Genomic DNA, 16,858 nt, shown 5'->3' with positions numbered 1-16,858 from the left:
TCTGATTTACCGCGCGCTGGAATTCGGCGATGATCGCCTCCGTGAATATTCACGAACGAGGAGAACGGTCATGTCAAAAACCCGGTTCCGTGTACCTCAGTTCCTGATGGCCACGTTACTGGCCCTCGGTTTCAGCCTCGCCCCCGCAATCGCGACTGCGTCGGACAAGGCGCCGCCCGTCAAGCAGGAAGACGAGGCTGGCGGGATGGATGGCGGCTGCGGCTTCTCGCCGCGCCAGGCTGCGACATCCTGAAGAAACGGGCTCCAGCACTGCGCGCGGCTCCTGCGAGGCGACCGCAAGCCGAAAAAGGCCGGCAAAAGCTCACCCTAAAATCGCTCGTCGTCATCGTCCGGCGAGCGATCTTCCTCGACCACCGGGACGGCATAGCTGCCGGTGAACCAGCGTTGCAGATCGACATCCGCACAGCGCTTGGAGCAGAACGGCCTGTAGCGCTCCACCGACATCTTCGCGCAGATCGGGCACGGTCGCGGAGTGAATTGTCTGGGGGCGCCGCCGTCTCCGGATTCGTTCTCGCTCATCCCTTCTCCTCGGCATCGTTGCATGCGCTGTCGCGCTGGTCGATCTCGCGCAGCGCCGTCTTCAGGATCTTGCCGTAATTGTTCTTCGGCAGCGCCTCGACAAATCGGTAATGCCTGGGCCGCTTGAACCGTGCGATCTGCGACAGGCACAGTGCGTCGAGCGTGGCAGCATCGGCCTCGCCCACGATATAGGCGATGACGATCTCGCCCCATTCCGGATCGGGGCGCCCGATCACCGAGACCTCACGCACGTCGGGATGGGTGAGCAGCACCTCTTCGACCTCGCGCGGATAGATGTTGGTGCCGCCGGAAATGATCAGATCCTTCGAGCGGTCCTTCAGCGAGAGATAGCCGAATTCATCGAGGCTGCCGACATCGCCGGTGAACAACCAGCCATCGCGCAGGGTCTTCGCCGTCGCCTCACCATCCTGCCAGTAGCCCGGCATGACCGGGGCGCCGCGGCAGATGATTTCCCCAGCCTCGCCCGGCGGCAGCACGCGCCCCGCCTCGTCGGCGATCGCGACTTCGACATTGCCATAGGCGACACCCGCCGTGGCGAGGCGCTCGCGCCAGCGCGGGTGAGCGCGATCGCCGATCTCCTCGCGAGTAAGCCGGGTGATGGTCATCGGGCTCTCGCCCTGGCCGTAGATCTGCGCGAAGCAGGGGCCGAAGCGATCGAGCGCGCGCACCGCATCCTCGACATACATCGGCGCGCCGCCATAGACGATAGTGCGGAAGGCTGAAGGATCCGCCTCCTCGCGCGCGGCAGTGAGGCGCTTGACCATGGTCGGCGCGGCAAACATCGACGCGTTGCGCCAATGGGCGGCGAGCGCGAAGATCTCGCCGGCCTCGAAGCCGCCGGATTCCGGCACGACGCTCACCCCGCGCCCCAGCACATGCGCCATGATGTAGAGCCCCGCACCATGGCTCATCGGAGCCGCAAGCAGCGTGGCATCGCCGGCGCGCACCGGATCGACTTCCGCCGCATAGGCGTAGCTCGCCGCGATCAGATTGTCGTGGGTGAGCATTGCGCCCTTGGGGCGCCCGGTCGTGCCGCTGGTAAAGAACAGCCAGGCGAGCTCGCTCCCCGCCACAGGCATGCAGGGGATTGGATCTGCCTCGAAGATCCGCGCATAATCAGCGCTATCGATCCGCACCAGCGCTTCGAGCGACACCGGCGCGTGCGCGGCAACGTCATCGCCGAGATCACCACCCGCGATGCAGATCCGGGCGCCGGAGCGCTGCAGGATATAGCCGATCTCGGCACCGTGCAGCTTGGCATTGACCGGCACGCAGGCACAGCCCGCCCACCAGCTTCCCCAGAGGACTTCGAGAAATTGCGGGCAGTTCTTCGTCACCAGCGCGACGCGATCGCCGGGGACGAGACCGTAGCGGTCGCGCAGGGCGCTCGCGAAACGCGCCGCGCGCCCGGCCAGCGTTGCGTAATCCATCGCGACGCGCATGCCGAGCCCCACTGCGGGGGCGTCGGGGTTGGCGCGTCCGGCCTGTTCGAGCCAGGTGGCGATATTCATGACGTCTTGCTTCTTGCGCGTTGTGATCGGGCGTCTTCGTACGCGCCTTACGCAGCGTTCAGCCAGGACAGGCGCACGGGGAAGCCCTCACCTTCGAGCAGCGAGACGGTTTCGTAAAGGGGCAGTCCCACCACATTGGGATAGGAGCCCACGAGCCGCACGACGAAACTGCCGCCCAGCCCCTGAATCGCGTAACCGCCCGCCTTGCCGCGCCATTCGCCCGATGCCAGATAGATTTCGATCTCCTCGGGCGACAACCGCTTGAAGCGCACCCGTGATTCGACCAGCCGCTCGCGCCGGCTGCCCTTCGGCGTGATCACGCTCACGCCGGTATAGACACGATGCTGGCGGCCCGAGAGCAGGCGCAGGCAGGCGGCGGCTTCGTCCATCGTCTCGGTCTTGGGCAGGATACGCCGGCCGAGAGCGACCACGGTATCGGCGGCAACGACGAAGCAATGCCCGAGCGCTTCGTCCTTCTCCGCCACGCGCTGCGCGGCCTGCGCCTTGAGACGCGCCAGCCGACGTGCCAGATCACGCGGCGTCTCCGTCTTCTCCGGGGTCTCGTCGACATCGGCGGGCAACAGCGCATCGGGCTCGATTCCCACCTGTTGCAACAATGCCAGCCGGCGCGGCGAAGCCGAAGCCAGAACCAGCCTCGGCCGCCAGTCCTTATCCTGATCCTTGAACGACAGCACCACAAACCCCGCTTGAAGAACGTATCCCGGCCAAATCGCGCGCGACGGTAAACGATGCGCCGGCCAAATGGAATGCACCATCGGTAATGACGAGCGGTCACCGCACCGCCGGGGCGGCGCAATGGGCGCCGCCGGCGGTTTCGCCTGAACCGAGGGCGAGGATGGGCGGTGCCGTGAAAGGGTTGGGCGGGGCGCTGACGCCCTGATCGACGGCAAAGACGATCAACAGGAAAAGACCGACGGCTAAGGCGACGGGGCGGCGGCTCGAGATGATTTTCATGGCTGGCCTCCCCGCTTCGGTGCGCCTTCGAAACCCAGCCGCGCGCGCAGCTTCACACCGAGGATCGAGCCGGCGAAGGCGGCGGCGAACCAGACCCAGCCATGCAGGCTGCCCGTCGAGATGCCGCTGAAGAAGGCGCCGACATTGCAGCCGAAGGCAAGCCGGGAGGAGTAGCCGAGCAGCAACCCCGCCACGATCGCCGCGATCCAGGCGATGGCGGGCAGCCGCGTGACCGGCTGATCGAAGCCGCGCCGCCACGAGGCGACGAGCATCGCGCCGGCGATGATGCCGATATTCGTTAGCGAGGTGACATCGGTGAGCAGGCTCTGGCGCACGCGCTCCACATTGGCCGGCGCGCCCCAGAATGCGGAACCGGTAAGATCGGCGCCCAAAGCCGTCGCACCCTTCGCCGCCCACAGGCCGAGCCCGTAGACCACGCCCCATGGCTGGCCGGCAATGACGAGGTTGGCGATCGCGAGCAAGGCGATGAACCCCGCCGCGAGCCAGAGCCGGCGCGGGATGCGGCGATGCTCCGGTTTTGCGCCACGAAGCGCGATGATCGCAACCATAGCGAGCAGCACGAGCGTCAGCGCGAGGCCGCCATAGGCGCCGAAGGCGTCGCCGAAGGCGATCACCGGTGCGGTACCGAGCCCGGTCCACCAGTCGAGATGCCAGGCGCCGGCGAAGCTGCCGATGGCGAAGAACGGCAGCGCCACGGCGCCCACCGCATTGCCGCTGCCCGCATTGACGAGCGTACCGGAGCCGCAGCCGAGCACGATCTGCATGGCGATGCCGAAGACGAAGGCTCCGCCGATCATGGCGAAGCCGACCGGCGCATGCGCTCCGATCAGCTCACCGGAATGTGTCTCGATCAGCGGGATCGCGATGATCGCAACCGCGGCGATGGCGATGAGCTGGGCGACGAGCCCCGCCGGTTCGCGCCGCAGGATCAGCGCACGCCACGGCCCGGCAAAGCCGAAGCGCAAACCCTCCAGCACGATCCCGAAGCCAAGGCCGACCGCGAGCAGTAGGCCGTAGCGCGCACCGGCAAAGGCCGCGACGGCGATCACTGCCGCAAGGCCCGCGATCACCAGCGCGACGCGCCAGAAGAGACCGGCGCGGGGTGCGCCGGCTTGCCCGGCGCTATCGGCTGTGAGACTCGTCATCGGATCAGAACCAGCTCTTCACGGACATCCAGAGATGCTGGAGGCGGCCCGGGACATTGTCCATCGGCAGACCGGCCTGCGACCAGGCGACGACGGATTCGGGATAGAGCTTCACGTTTTCGATGCCGCCGAGTTCGCTCAGAGCGAACCAGTTCGTCGCAGCCCAATGGCCGGTATTGCAGAAGGAGACCAGCGCCTCGCCGTTATCGAGGCCGTTCTCGGCCACGAGCCGGCGCACGGTCTCTTGCTCGATCACGGCAGGGCCGGAGCCGAACCAGTTCGCATGCGTGAACAGACGTGCCTGCGGCAGCGTCCCCGGACGCGCCGCCGCGCCATGCGCTGTCTCACCGTTATAGAAAGCCTCCGGACGCGCATCGATCAGCGTGGCGCTGTCTTCGCCATCGACGATGGCGCGGATGTCGTCGCGGGTGGCGATCCAGGCTTCACCGAGACTCACCGTGATCTCGCTCGGGCGCGGCGCGGGGCTGTCCGTCGCGAGCGCGAGCTCCTCGGCCGTCCAGGCCTCGACGCCGCCATTGAGGATGGCGAGATTGTCGATACCGGCGGATTTCAAGGTCCAGTAGACACGCGCAGCGGCGCCGAAATCGCTGACGCTGTCACCCTGGTGGATCACCACGACGGGCCGCCCTTCCTCGACACCGAGGCTGCGGAAGAGCTCGGTCAGCTCGGCATCCGTGAGCACCTGCCCCGGATTCTCCGCCGGGCCGCGCCAGCGCGCATAAGGCGCGTGCACGGCGCCGGGGATATGGCCGGCCTCATAGACGCCGACCCCCTCCGACGCCTCGCCCTGACGGATGTCGAGAAGCAGCAGATCGGCGTCGCGCTTGAAAGCGGCGAGCTCCGCCGGGCTGACGAGCGGCGACAGCTGCGGGGCGGCGTGAGCCGAGGCGGCAAATCCATGAATGCCGAAACCGGCGACGACGATACCTGCGCCGAGCGCGGTGAGGGAGCGTTGCATGATGGAAACCTCCTTTTTGCAATCCTTGTGCGGAGATAATCCATAAAATCAGCATTGCAAGTGTATTTTTTTATTTCACAAATTTTAAAGGTAATTAAGTTGCTGCCAATCTGCGGCATGGCGGCCATTGACCTCGTCGCCCCCCTGCCCCATTCATCCCGCCATCATCCGACCCGGACCGGCGCCATATGCCCCGTGCATATGGCGATCCGGCTTTTTTGCATGATGAAGAGACCGATGACGCAGGATCCGATCGCCAGAGCCGTGGAAGCCTTCGAGACCGGCGCGGGCATCACGCTCGCGAATGCGCCCGACGGCTATGACGCGATCGTGATCGCCCGCATGGCGCGCGCCCTGGCGCCACGCTCGGAAAATCCGGCGGTACTGGTGCATGTGGCCCGTGACGGCCAGCGCGCGCAGGCCTTCGAGCGCGCCATCGGATTCGTTGATCCGAAGATCCAGGTGATGAATTTCCCCGCCTGGGATTGCCAGCCCTATGATCGCGCCTCGCCGACCGGCAGCATCACCGCGCAACGCATGACGACGCTGGCGCGGCTGGCGCGCACGCGCTCGTCAGAGGAACGCCCGCGCATTCTCTCGACCACGGTCAACGCCATCCTGCAGCGCACGCCCCCGCGCAAGCGTATCCTGAAGGACACGTTCTCCGCCGCGCCGGGCAATGTCATCACCATGCAGGCCATCGTGGACTGGCTTGAGGTGAACGGCTTCATGCGCACCGGTACGGTCCACGAGACCGGCGAATACGCCGTGCGCGGCGGCATTCTCGATCTCTATGCCCCCGGCCTGCCGGCACCCGTGCGGCTCGATTTCTTCGGTGACACGCTGGAGACGATCCGCGCCTTCGATCCCGAGACGCAGCGTTCCTCGACGAGCCTGCGCTCGCTCAATTTCGTGCCGATCAGCGAGGCGCGGCTGACCACCGAGACGATCCGGCGCTTCCGGCAGGGCTATGCCGCGCAGTTCGGTGCGCCGACGCGCGACGACATGCTCTATGAGGCGGTCAGCGAAGGCCGGCGCTATGCCGGGCTGGAGCACTGGCTGCCGCTGTTCTACGACGAGCTCGGCACGCTTTTCGATTTCACCAAGGATGCCCCCCTCATCCTCGACGGCCTCGCCGAGGAAGCCGCCGGCGAGCGGCTGACGCAGATCGGCGATTATTACGAGGCCCGCCGCTCCGCGATGCAAACCCCGCAGCCCGGCGTCGCCCCCTATCGCCCGCTGCCGCCGGATGCACTTTATCTCTCGGCAGATGAATGGCAGGCGCAGCGGCGCCAGCGCGCCGGCGCCGTCCTGACACCCTTCGCCGCGCCGCAGACGTCTGAGCGCATCGTCGTCGATTGCGGCGCCCGCCAGGGCCGCAGCTTCGCCGCCGAGCGCGAGGCGGAGGGCGCCAACGTCTTCGATGCCGCGGTCACGCATATCCGTGACCTGCAGAATGATGGCCGCAAGGTCATGCTCGCGGCCTGGTCGGAGGGCTCGCGCGAGCGGCTCGAACACGTGCTGGCCGATCACGGGCTGGAGCGCGTCAGGGCGCTGCGCCGGTTCGACGAGGTGGAGGCGCTTTCCATGACCGAGATCGGCCTTGCGGTCTGGGGCATCGAATCCGGCTTCGAGGCGCGCGATGTCGTGGTGATCGGCGAGCAGGACATTCTCGGCGATCGCCTCGTGCGCGCGCGGCGCCGGGGCAAGAAACCGCAGGACGTCCTCACCGAAGTTTCCGCCCTCACCCCGGGCGACGTCATCGTACATGCCGATCACGGCATCGGGCGCTTCATCGGTCTCAAGACCATCGAGGCTGCCGGCGCGCCGCATGATTGCCTCGAGATCCATTATGCCGGTGGCGATCGCCTGTTCCTGCCGGTGGAGAATATCGAGCTTCTGACGCGCTACGGCTCCGAGGATACCGAGGTTCAGCTCGACAAGCTCGGCGGCGGCGCCTGGCAGGCGCGCAAGGCGAAGATGAAGCAGCGTATCCGCGAGATGGCGGACGGGCTGATCAGGATCGCCGCCGCCCGTGTCATGCGCGAAGCGCCGAAGCTCACGCCGCAGGAGGGCCTCTACGACGAATTCGCCGCGCGCTTCCCGTTCGAGGAGACCGAGGACCAACTCAACGCCATCGACGCGGTGATGAACGATCTTGCCTCCGGGCGCCCGATGGACCGGCTCGTCTGCGGCGATGTCGGTTTCGGCAAGACCGAGGTCGCGCTGCGTGCCGCCTTCGCCTGCGCCATGGCCGGGCGGCAGGTCGCCGTGGTGGTGCCGACGACGCTTCTCGCGCGACAGCATTTCAAGACCTTCGAGGAGCGCTTCAAGGGCCTGCCCGTACAGATCGGCCAGGCCTCGCGCTTCGTCAATTCCGCTGAGCTCAAGCGCGTCAAGGAAGGTATCGCCGACGGTACCGTCGATATCGTGGTTGGCACCCATGCGCTGCTCGGCAAGACGGTGAAGTTCCGCGATCTCGGCCTGATCATCGTCGATGAGGAGCAGCATTTCGGGGTCAGTCACAAGGAGCGCCTGAAGGAGCTGCGCGCCGAGGTGCATGTGCTCACGCTCTCGGCCACGCCGATCCCGCGTACCCTGCAACTTGCTCTCACCGGGGTGCGTGAGCTCTCGCTGATCGCGACGCCGCCGGTCGATCGCCTCGCCGTGCGCACTTTCGTCACGCCCTTCGATCCGCTCGCGATCCGCGAGGCGCTCTTGCGCGAGCGCTATCGCGGTGGCCAGGCGTTCTACGTGGCGCCGCGCATCGAGGATCTGAGCGAGGTCAAGGCCTTCCTCGATCGCGAGATACCGGAGGTGAAGGTCGCGGTCGCCCATGGCCAGATGGCTGCGGGCCAGCTCGAGGACGTGATGACGGCGTTCTACGAGGGCAAGTTCGATGTGCTGCTCTCCACCACCATCGTCGAATCGGGCCTCGACATCCCCACCGCCAACACACTGATCGTGCACCGCGCCGACATGTTCGGCCTCTCCCAGCTCTACCAGTTGCGCGGGCGCGTCGGGCGCTCGAAAACGCGGGCCTATGCCCTGTTCACGATCCCGGAGAACCGCATGCTCACGCCGCAGGCGGAGCGCCGTCTCAAGGTGCTGCAATCGCTGGATACGCTGGGCGCCGGCTTCCAGCTCGCGAGCCACGATCTCGACATTCGCGGCGCCGGCAACCTGCTTGGAGAGGAGCAGTCCGGCCATATCCGCGAGGTGGGTTACGAGCTGTATCAGCAGATGCTGGAAGAGGCCGTCTCCCAGCTCAAGGAGGGCAAGGGCGAGGTGATGGAGGATCAGTGGTCGCCGACCATCGCCATCGGCGCGCCGGTGATGATCCCGGAGAATTACGTCCCCGACCTGCAACTGCGCCTCGACCTCTACCGCCGCCTCGCTGGCATGGAGGATGAGAGCGCCATCGCGGAATTCGGCATCGAGATGGTCGACCGGTTCGGCGAGAAGCCTTCAGAGGTCGATCAGCTCCTGCAGGTCATGCAGATCAAGGTGTTATGCCGGCGCGCCAATGTCGAGAAGGTCGAGGGCGGGGCCAAGGGCATCACCGTCTCCTTCCGCGACAATTCCTTCGCCGATCCGGCGGGCCTCGTCGCCTATGTCGCCGATCAGGGCCCGACGGCAAAGGTGCGCGCCGACATGAAGATTGTCTTCATGCGCGACGTTGCCGATATCGACCGCCGCCTGAAGACCACCCGCAACATCCTGCGGGAGCTGGTGAAGATCGCCGAGGGCAAGAAGGCGGCGTGAGCAGAATACCTCGCTGCCCCCTGCACCCTTCCCGATTGCACGGCAAGCGATGGCGGCGTAACCATGTGCCGGCGCGGCAATCGGGATACGAGGAGACGGCATGACACAGGCGGCGATAGTCCATGATCAGTATCCGGATGCGCATATCCGGAGCATCCTGCAGCAGACGCGCACGATCGCGATCGTCGGCGCCTCGGCCAATCCCGCGCGCCCGAGCTGGATCGTGATCAAGTATCTCAAGGAACGCGATTTCGACGTGATCCCGGTCAATCCGGGGCTGGCGGGAACCGAGATCCTCGGCCTGCCCGTCTACGGCACACTCGCCGATATCCCCCGCCCGGTGGACATGGTCGAGATCTTCCGCAATTCCGCCGCTGCGGGCCCGATCGTCGACGAGGCGCTCGCGCTCGATCCGCTGCCGAAGGTGATCTGGATGCAGCTCTCCGTGCGCGACGACGAGGCGGCTGCGCGCGCGGAAGCGCAGGGCGTCACCGTGGTGATGAACCGCTGCCCGAAGATCGAATATGGCCGCCTCTCCGGCGAGATCGCCTGGCAGGGGATCAACTCACGGGTGATTTCAGCGAAGAAGCCGACGCTTGCCGCGAAGGGTTTCCAGAAACTCACCCTCGGACAGGGTCCATATAGCGGCGGGCGCCGCTGACATATCCCGCCATTGCGTTCGAAAGATCAAAGCACGATGCGTATCGCCACCTGGAACGTCAACTCCATCCGCACCCGACAGAGCCACCTCCTGGCCTTCCTCGAAGAAGCGAAGCCGGATGTGCTCTGCCTGCAGGAGCTCAAGACGACGCCGGAAAACGTCCCGACGGGCGCGATCGAGGATGCGGGCTACAATGTCGTTATCCATGGCCAGAAGAGCTATAACGGCGTCGCCATCCTCTCGCGCCACCCGATCGAGGATGTGCGCACCGGCCTGCCGGGCGATGATTCCGACGCGCATGCGCGCTACATCGAAGCCGTGATCTCCCGTGACGGCGAGGCTGTACGCGTCGCCTCGATCTACCTGCCCAACGGCAACCCGATCGATGACGACAGGAAATTCCCCTACAAGCTCGCCTGGATGGACCGCCTGATCGCCCATGCGCGCGACCTTCTCGCGGACGAGGAAATCTTCGTACTCGCCGGCGATTACAACGTCATTCCGCAGCCGCGCGATGCGGCAAAGCCGCAAGCCTGGGTGAATGACGCGCTGTTCCAGCCGGAGACCCGTTCCCGCTGGCGGGCGCTTGAGGCGCTCGGTCTCACCGATGCCGTGCGCGCCTGCGACGATTCCGACGGGCTCTACACTTTCTGGGATTACCAGGCCGGCGCCTGGCAGCGCAATAACGGTATCCGCATCGACCACCTGCTGCTCTCGCCGCGCGCGGCAGACCGGTTGGCCGGCTATGCGATCCACAAGCATCTGCGCGGCTGGGAGAAGCCCTCTGACCACGTACCAGTCTCGATCGATCTGAATTGACGGCGCGGCTGCGCGCTCAGACCCTGTCGACGACCTTGCCGTCGGCAATGGTGATGATGCGATCCATGCGCGATGCGATCTCGACATTATGCGTGGCGATCAGCGCGGCGAGGCCCGTGGCGCGCACCAGCGAGACCAGCGTGTTGAACACGTGTCCCGCCGTCTGCGGATCAAGATTTCCGGTGGGCTCGTCGGCCAGAAGCAGGCGGGGTGCGTTGGCCACGGCGCGCGCGATTGCCACACGCTGCTGCTCGCCGCCGGAAAGCTCCGAGGGACGATGCGTGGCGCGTGGGCCGAGGCCGAGAAATTCGAGCAGTTCCTGCGCCCGCTTGCGGGCTTCCGCCTTGGGCAGGCCGCGAATGAGTTGCGGCATCACCACGTTTTCCAGCGCCGAGAATTCCGGCAGCAGATGGTGGAACTGGTAGACAAAACCGATCTGCTCGCGCCGCAGCCGGGTGCGACCGGTATCATCCATATGCGCCGTCGCCGCGCCCGCGATGAAGACCTCGCCGGCATCGGGACGCTCGAGCAGGCCGGCCACATGCAGGAGCGTCGATTTTCCCGTGCCTGACGGGGCGACCAGCGCCACGATCTCGCCGGGCCAGATCGCGAATTCGGCCCCCGTGAGGATGTCGAGCGCTCCGTCCGCCTGCGGATAGCGACGCGCGACGGCGGAGCAATAGAGGGCGGGTACGTCTTCGCCGGCCTGTGCCTGGGACATGGCTTCATTCATGGCCATCACCCGTAACGCAGCGCCTGGACCGGGTCCAGCCGCGCTGCGCGCCATGAGGGATAGAGCGTCGCCAGAAGCGAGAGCACAAAGGCCATGACCAGCACCGCGATGACTTCCGAGGGATCGATCTCGGCCGGAATATCCGAGAGGAAACGCACTGTCGGATCCCACAGATCCTGGCCCAGAACCCATGAGAAGAAGTTTTGCACCGCCTCGATATTATAGGTGAAGACGAGGCCGAGGATGAGCCCGGCAATCGTCCCCACGATCCCGATCGAGGCCCCGGTAATCAGGAAAACGCGCATGATCGCGCCCCGGGTCGCCCCCATCGTGCGCAGGATGGCGATGTCGTGCGACTTGTCCTTCACCAGCATGATCAGGCCCGAGACGATATTCAGCGCCGCCACCAGCACGATCAGGGTGAGGATGATGAACATCACGTTGCGCTCGACTTCGAGCGCGGCGAAGAAGGTGCGGTTGCGCTGTGTCCAGTCCGTCAGCAGTACGGGTCTCTCGACAGCAGCGCTGATCGCCTGGCGCGCCTGAAACACACGGTCGGCATCATCGAGAAAGACCTCGATCACGCTCACATCACCGGCGCGATTGAAATAGGTCTGCGCTTCTTCCAGCGGCATGTAGACGAAGATGTTGTCGAATTCCGTCATGCCCACTTCGAAGATCGCCTCGACGGGATAGCCCTTGATGCGGGGCGCGGTACCGAACGCCGTCGTCGCACCCCGCGGTGAGATCAGCGTCAGCGTGTCCCCTGCCCGCAATCCGAGCTGCTCGGCGAGGCGCTGGCCGATCAGCACTCCCTCCTGCTCGCCGAAATTATCGATCGAGCCCTGCCGGATGTTATCGGTAATCGCATCAATGCGGGGCAGATCATCGGGGCGCACGCCGCGTACCAGCACGCCCCCGCCCTCCTCGCTGGATGACGCGAAAGCCTGCCCCTCGACCAGCGGCACGGCACGACGCACACCCGGCAGTTCTGCGATCCGCATCGCAACCTCGTCGTAATCGGTCAGCGGGCTGTCGATCGGCGCGACGAAGATATGGCCGTTGATACCGACGATCTTGTTCAGCAATTCCGAGCGGAAGCCGTTCATCACCGAGAGCACGATGATCAGCGTGGCGACACCCAGCATGATCCCGATGAAGGAGAAGCCGGCGATCACCGAGACGAAGCCCTCCCGTCGGCGCGTGCGCAGATAGCGCAGGGCCAGCATCCATTCGAAGCCTGCGAAAGGTCGCGTCGCTGAGCTCATGGGATCGCTTTCATGCTTGCAGACAGCCACTCACGCTTTCAGGCGCGCGAGGCAATCGTCGACGGCCACGAGCTCTCGCGCGCCGGTGGCGCGGCGCTTCATCTCGATCTTGCCATCCGCGAGGCTCTTGGGGCCGACAATCACCTGCCAGGGCAGGCCGATCAGGTCGGCATTGGCGAATTTTGCGCCGGGGCGCTCCTCGCGATCGTCGTAGAGCACATCGTAACCGGCAGCACCGAGCGCGGCATAGAGCGTCTCGCAGGCGCCATCCGTTGCCGGATCGCCGGGCTTCAGATTGAGCAAGGCCACATGGAAGGGTGCGATCGCATCCGGCCAGATCACGCCGGCCTCGTCATGGCTCGCCTCGATGATGGCGGGGACGAGACGGCTCGGACCGATGCCGTAGGAGCCCATATGCACCGGATGCTCCTTGCCGTCAGGCCCGGTCACCACCGCCCTCATGGGCTCGGAATACTTGGTGCCGAAATAGAAGATATGCCCCACTTCGATACCGCGCGCCGAGAGCTTGTCGGCATCCGGGAGTGCGGCAAAGGCGGCTTCGTCATGTTTCTCGTCGGTCGCGGCATAGCGTGCCGTCCAGGCATCGACGATACCCTGCAAACCGGCCCGATCCTCGAAATCGGTCTCCGCCGCCGGCGTGTCGAAATCGAGATAGGCCTTGTCGCAGAAAACCTCGCTCTCACCGGTGGAGGCGAGGATGATGAATTCGTGGCTCAGATCCCCGCCGATGGGACCGGTATCGGCCTGCATCGGAATCGCCCGCAGCCCCATCCGCGCGAAGGTGCGCAGATAGGCCACGAACATCCGGTTATAGGCATGGCGGGCGCTTTCCTTGTCGAGATCGAAGGAATAGGCGTCCTTCATCAGGAATTCGCGCGAGCGCATCGTGCCGAAACGCGGGCGGATTTCGTCGCGGAACTTCCACTGGATGTGGTAGAGATTGAGCGGCAGATCCTTGTAGGAGCGCAGATAGGTGCGGAAGATATCCGTCACCATCTCCTCGTTGGTCGGGCCGAACAGCATGTCGCGCTCGTGCCGGTCCCGGATGCGCAGCATCTCCTTGCCATAGGCCTCGTAGCGCCCCGATTCGCGCCACAGATCCGCCGACTGGATCGTCGGCATCAGGATCTCGACGGCACCGGCCCGGTTCTGCTCCTCGCGGATGATCGCGTTGATCTTGTTGAGCACGCGCAGACCCAGCGGCAGCCAGGAGAAGATCCCGGCCGATTGCTGGCGCACCATCCCGGCACGCAGCATCAGGCGATGCGAGACGATCTCGGCCTCGCGCGGGGTCTCGCGCAAGGTGGGCAGGAAGTAGCGGCTCAGACGCATGAACGACCTCGGTCAGATCAGGAGTGGCGACACGATACACGGGCGTGATTCAATTTCGCGCACATGACACTTCAAGCGGATAAAACACAAGACTGGAAACGCAGAAGAAGCGTGCTGTTTCGCAACGCCCCGCCGCTTGCAGCAACCTGAAATTTCCAGACACATATATCGGCTTTCGCATGTTTGTTGCACCGCAGCGAATTTTTATGGCATTTTTTTGCGCATTTCTGATGAAAATGTGGTGACAAGTCCGTCGCGGCTGATTATAAACCTCTTCACCAGATCGCCAAGAAAAGCGAACAAGACAGGCGGGGGGCGCGGTCCAAGTCTGGGGAGGAAAGGCGCCACGGCTCGTAAAACGGGCCCAGATAAGAACACAAGGCGTAAATGATAAATACAGGCAAGGCGAAAGCCTTGCTTTTTTCTTTTGTGCACTGGACAGACGAGCGCGCGGCCATTCGAAAACGCCAAATATTCCAGCTCATTTTATCGCTGGCCAGCATCCGGTGAATCGCGGTTCTGCATCTGATCCGGACCGACCGTCCCGGAATGCCGTCAGAGACCGGCCAGCGGCAACAGCAGAATGGTCAGATTGAACACCAATGCAGAGACGATCGTCGTCCAGATCGCCTTCTGACGCAGAGCCGGCGCTGCCGGCGCGCCCGGCTCCGATCCTGCGACCACCTCCCCGCTCTCCAGCTGAGAGCGGACGCCGAAGGGCAGCACGGCAAACAGCATGATCCACCAGACCACGAAATAGAGCGCCAGCGCCCCGGTAATCCCCATATCCAGCACACCGATACCGACAATCAGGGCAGCAATCGTGATGGCGCCGATCATGATCAGCGTCGCGGAGGTTGATGTGGCAATCAGGCGAATCGCGTTGACCATGAGATCATGCCTCCTCGAGTTCGACGAGCGTACCGCAGAAATCCTTGGGATGCAGGAACAGTACCGGCTTGCCGTGCGCACCGGTCTTCGGCTCGCCATCACCCAGCACCCGCGCGCCGGCTTCGACCAGACGATCGCGCGCAGCGCGAATGTCGCCCACCTCGTAACAGAGGTGGTGGATGCCGCCATCCGGCGCCTTTTCCAGAAAACGCGCGATCGGCGAATCCGCGCCAAGGGGCTCCAGCAGCTCGATCTTGGTATTCGGCAGTTCGACGAAGACTGTCGTCACCCCGTGCTCGGGCAGCGGCACGGCCTGCGAGACCCTGGCACCGAGCGTATCGCGATAGACCGCCGTCGCGGCGGCGATATCGCGAACGGCGATGGCCACATGGTTGAGACGCCCGATCATCGCGTTTCTCCTGCCTTCACGACCGACAGGCACCAGCCTCCATCCGGCTGGCCCCATCTGCCCTCATATGGGGCCGTCATACCTCGATAACGAGGACATGGCACGCAGGCTTTTTGCCCCAGGTATTGTTGAGTGTCGAGCGTACGGCACGCAAAACCGCGTTCTCGACGAACTCCGTATCGCGTCGGCGCGCGCGCGGCAGTCCGTCGAGGGTGCGGATCACCGTATCCGCGACAAAGTCGATCAGCTCCTCGCCCTGGCGCGTATAGCGGGGCATCCCCATCACGTCGATCACCGGGTCGCCCGCGATCTCGCCCTTGCCGTCGATGGCAATGGCGATGGTGGCGATACCGGCAATCGAGAGCTTGCGGCGCTCCGGGATCGCCTTGTCGGCCTCGTCGATGACGATCTCGCCATCCTTGTAGAGCCGGCCCACAGGCACGTGATCGATGATTTCCGGCTCTCCGGGCGCGAGGCGGATCATGGCGCCATTGCGCCCCATCACGGCATGCGGCACACCCTGTTCACGGGCGAAACGCACATGCTCGGCCAGATGCTGCGCCTCGCCATGGGCGGGAATCACCGTACCGGGCCGCAGCCAGCCATACATCATCTCCATCTCGCCACGGCGCGGATGGCCGGACACATGGATCAGCCCGTCCTTGTCGGTGACGATGCGCACGCCCTTCTCCGCCAGCGCGTTGACGATGCGCAGGACGGATTTCTCGTTACCGGGGATCAGCCGCGACGAGAAGACGACGATGTCGCCCTGGGAAAACTGGATATCGCGGTGATCGTCATTGGCGATCCGCGCCAGCGCCGCACGCGATTCACCCTGCGATCCCGTGAGCAGGGCCACCACCTTGTTGCGCGGCAGGTGCTGGAAGGCATCCGCCGAGCGGAATTCCGGGATGCCGTCGAGATAGCCGAGCTCCCGCGCGACCGCAACGACACGCTCCATCGCCCGCCCGACCAGCACGACCTCGCGTCCGCAGGCCTGGGCTGCCTGCGCCACGGCGCTGATGCGCGCCACATTCGAGGCAAAGGTCGTGATCGCGACACGGTGCTCCGCCGCCATGATGATCTCGGTGAGCGCTTTCGCGACATCCGTTTCGCTGGGGCTGACGCCATCGCGCATGACATTGGTCGAATCGCTGATCGCAGCGATCACGCCCTCATCACCCAGCGCCTTGAAATCCTCGGCATTGGTGACATTGCCGATGAAGGGGGCGTCGTCCAGCTTCCAGTCACCCGTATGCACGACGAGACCATGCTTCGTACGAATGGCGAGGCTGTTCGATTCAGGGATTGAATGCGAAACCGGAATGAGCTGCACCTCGAACGGCGCCAGATCCACCTTGCCGCCCTGCGGCACCACCGTCACCGGAAGCTTCGGCGCGCCGGGCTCGCTCAGACGACGGGTGGCGAGGAGGTCAGCGGCGAAGCGCGTCATGTAGACCGGCGCCTCGAGCCGCGGCCACAATTCGGCGATGGCGCCGATGTGGTCTTCATGCGCATGGGTGATGATGATCCCGACCAGATCCTGCTTGCGTTCCTCGAGAAAGCGCAGATCCGGATAGACCAGATCGATGCCGGGATAAGCGTCATCGGCGAAGGTGACGCCGCAATCGACGAGAATCCACTTCTTCTTCTTTTTCGGCCCGAAGCCGTACAGTGCGGCATTCATGCCGATTTCGCCCAGCCCCCCCAGGGGCAGGAACACCAGTTCGTCCTGATCAGACGCCATTCAAACAACCTCGTTCATAT

General features: G+C 64.8%; 16 protein-coding genes. 4 read left to right on the top strand and 12 right to left on the bottom strand.

Features of this window, described 5'->3' with window-relative positions; all coding sequences use genetic code 11:
- Positions 1-70 precede the first annotated feature (70 nt).
- The gene (locus GA0071312_RS11385; RefSeq protein WP_074445067.1) at positions 71-253 is read left to right on the top strand and encodes a hypothetical protein; all 183 of its coding nucleotides are present in this window, start codon (positions 71-73) and stop codon (positions 251-253) included.
- A gap of 74 nt (positions 254-327) precedes the next feature.
- Here GA0071312_RS11385 and yacG read toward each other — a convergent pair whose 3' ends face one another.
- The 6 genes from yacG to GA0071312_RS11355 all read right to left on the bottom strand — a co-directional run bounded on the left by yacG (position 328) and on the right by GA0071312_RS11355 (position 5,192).
- Positions 328-540 (bottom strand): DNA gyrase inhibitor YacG, encoded by a 213-nt coding sequence (gene yacG, locus GA0071312_RS11380; RefSeq protein ID WP_074445066.1) that lies wholly within the window; start codon positions 538-540, stop codon positions 328-330.
- Positions 537-2,072 carry an AMP-binding protein gene (locus tag GA0071312_RS11375; protein ID WP_074445065.1) on the bottom strand — a complete coding sequence of 512 codons (1,536 nt, stop codon included), beginning with the start codon at positions 2,070-2,072 and terminating at the stop codon, positions 537-539. The genes yacG and GA0071312_RS11375 overlap by 4 nt, the downstream gene beginning before the upstream one ends.
- Positions 2,073-2,119: 47 nt before the next feature.
- Positions 2,120-2,767, bottom strand: coding sequence for a Maf-like protein (locus tag GA0071312_RS11370; RefSeq protein ID WP_074446119.1), 648 nt, complete (start codon positions 2,765-2,767; stop codon positions 2,120-2,122).
- Between the two features lie 97 nt (positions 2,768-2,864).
- Entirely contained in the window at positions 2,865-3,047 is a 183-nt protein-coding gene (locus GA0071312_RS11365) for a hypothetical protein (RefSeq protein WP_074445064.1), read from the bottom strand.
- Positions 3,044-4,213 (bottom strand): YeeE/YedE family protein, encoded by a 1,170-nt coding sequence (locus tag GA0071312_RS11360; RefSeq protein ID WP_083204518.1) that lies wholly within the window; start codon positions 4,211-4,213, stop codon positions 3,044-3,046. The genes GA0071312_RS11365 and GA0071312_RS11360 overlap by 4 nt, the downstream gene beginning before the upstream one ends.
- A 4-nt stretch (positions 4,214-4,217) precedes the next feature.
- A complete protein-coding gene (locus GA0071312_RS11355) occupies positions 4,218-5,192 on the bottom strand; it encodes a sulfurtransferase (RefSeq protein WP_074445063.1) in 975 nt (324 codons plus the stop codon).
- Positions 5,193-5,414: 222 nt separating this feature from the next.
- Here GA0071312_RS11355 and mfd point away from each other — a divergent pair, with 222 nt between their 5' ends.
- The 3 genes from mfd (at position 5,415) to xth (ending at position 10,437) form a co-directional block, all read left to right on the top strand.
- The gene (mfd, locus tag GA0071312_RS11350; RefSeq protein WP_238947190.1) at positions 5,415-8,957 is read left to right on the top strand and encodes a transcription-repair coupling factor; all 3,543 of its coding nucleotides are present in this window, start codon (positions 5,415-5,417) and stop codon (positions 8,955-8,957) included.
- Between the two features lie 100 nt (positions 8,958-9,057).
- Positions 9,058-9,618, top strand: coding sequence for a CoA-binding protein (locus tag GA0071312_RS11345; RefSeq protein WP_074445061.1), 561 nt, complete (start codon positions 9,058-9,060; stop codon positions 9,616-9,618).
- Between the two features lie 36 nt (positions 9,619-9,654).
- A complete protein-coding gene (xth, locus tag GA0071312_RS11340; RefSeq protein WP_074445060.1) occupies positions 9,655-10,437 on the top strand; it encodes an exodeoxyribonuclease III in 783 nt (260 codons plus the stop codon).
- Positions 10,438-10,453: 16 nt separating this feature from the next.
- On the opposite strand, the gene GA0071312_RS11335 is transcribed toward xth, so the two are convergent.
- From GA0071312_RS11335 to GA0071312_RS11310, 6 genes are all read right to left on the bottom strand, one after another.
- Positions 10,454-11,158, bottom strand: a complete 705-nt coding sequence (locus tag GA0071312_RS11335; RefSeq protein WP_074446117.1) for an ABC transporter ATP-binding protein — start codon at positions 11,156-11,158, stop codon at positions 10,454-10,456.
- Between the two features lie 17 nt (positions 11,159-11,175).
- Positions 11,176-12,438, bottom strand: coding sequence for a lipoprotein-releasing ABC transporter permease subunit (locus GA0071312_RS11330; protein WP_074446116.1), 1,263 nt, complete (start codon positions 12,436-12,438; stop codon positions 11,176-11,178).
- Positions 12,439-12,468: 30 nt separating this feature from the next.
- Positions 12,469-13,791 (bottom strand): proline--tRNA ligase, encoded by a 1,323-nt coding sequence (gene proS, locus GA0071312_RS11325; protein WP_074445059.1) that lies wholly within the window; start codon positions 13,789-13,791, stop codon positions 12,469-12,471.
- Positions 13,792-14,346: 555 nt separating this feature from the next.
- The gene (locus tag GA0071312_RS11320; protein WP_074445058.1) at positions 14,347-14,682 is read right to left on the bottom strand and encodes a DUF1467 family protein; all 336 of its coding nucleotides are present in this window, start codon (positions 14,680-14,682) and stop codon (positions 14,347-14,349) included.
- 4 nt (positions 14,683-14,686) lie between these two features.
- Positions 14,687-15,091, bottom strand: a complete 405-nt coding sequence (mce, locus tag GA0071312_RS11315) for a methylmalonyl-CoA epimerase (protein WP_074445057.1) — start codon at positions 15,089-15,091, stop codon at positions 14,687-14,689.
- Positions 15,092-15,167: 76 nt separating this feature from the next.
- Positions 15,168-16,838: a ribonuclease J gene (locus GA0071312_RS11310; RefSeq protein ID WP_074445056.1), complete on the bottom strand. Its 1,671-nt coding sequence runs from the start codon at positions 16,836-16,838 to the stop codon at positions 15,168-15,170.
- Positions 16,839-16,858: the final 20 nt, after the last annotated feature.

The sequence above is a fragment of the Saliniramus fredricksonii genome, assembly GCF_900094735.1.
GTDB classification, from domain to species: domain Bacteria; phylum Pseudomonadota; class Alphaproteobacteria; order Rhizobiales; family Beijerinckiaceae; genus Saliniramus; species Saliniramus fredricksonii.
The sequence above is the reverse complement of the archived record's forward strand: the minus strand, read 5'-3'. Positions and strand labels throughout refer to the sequence as shown.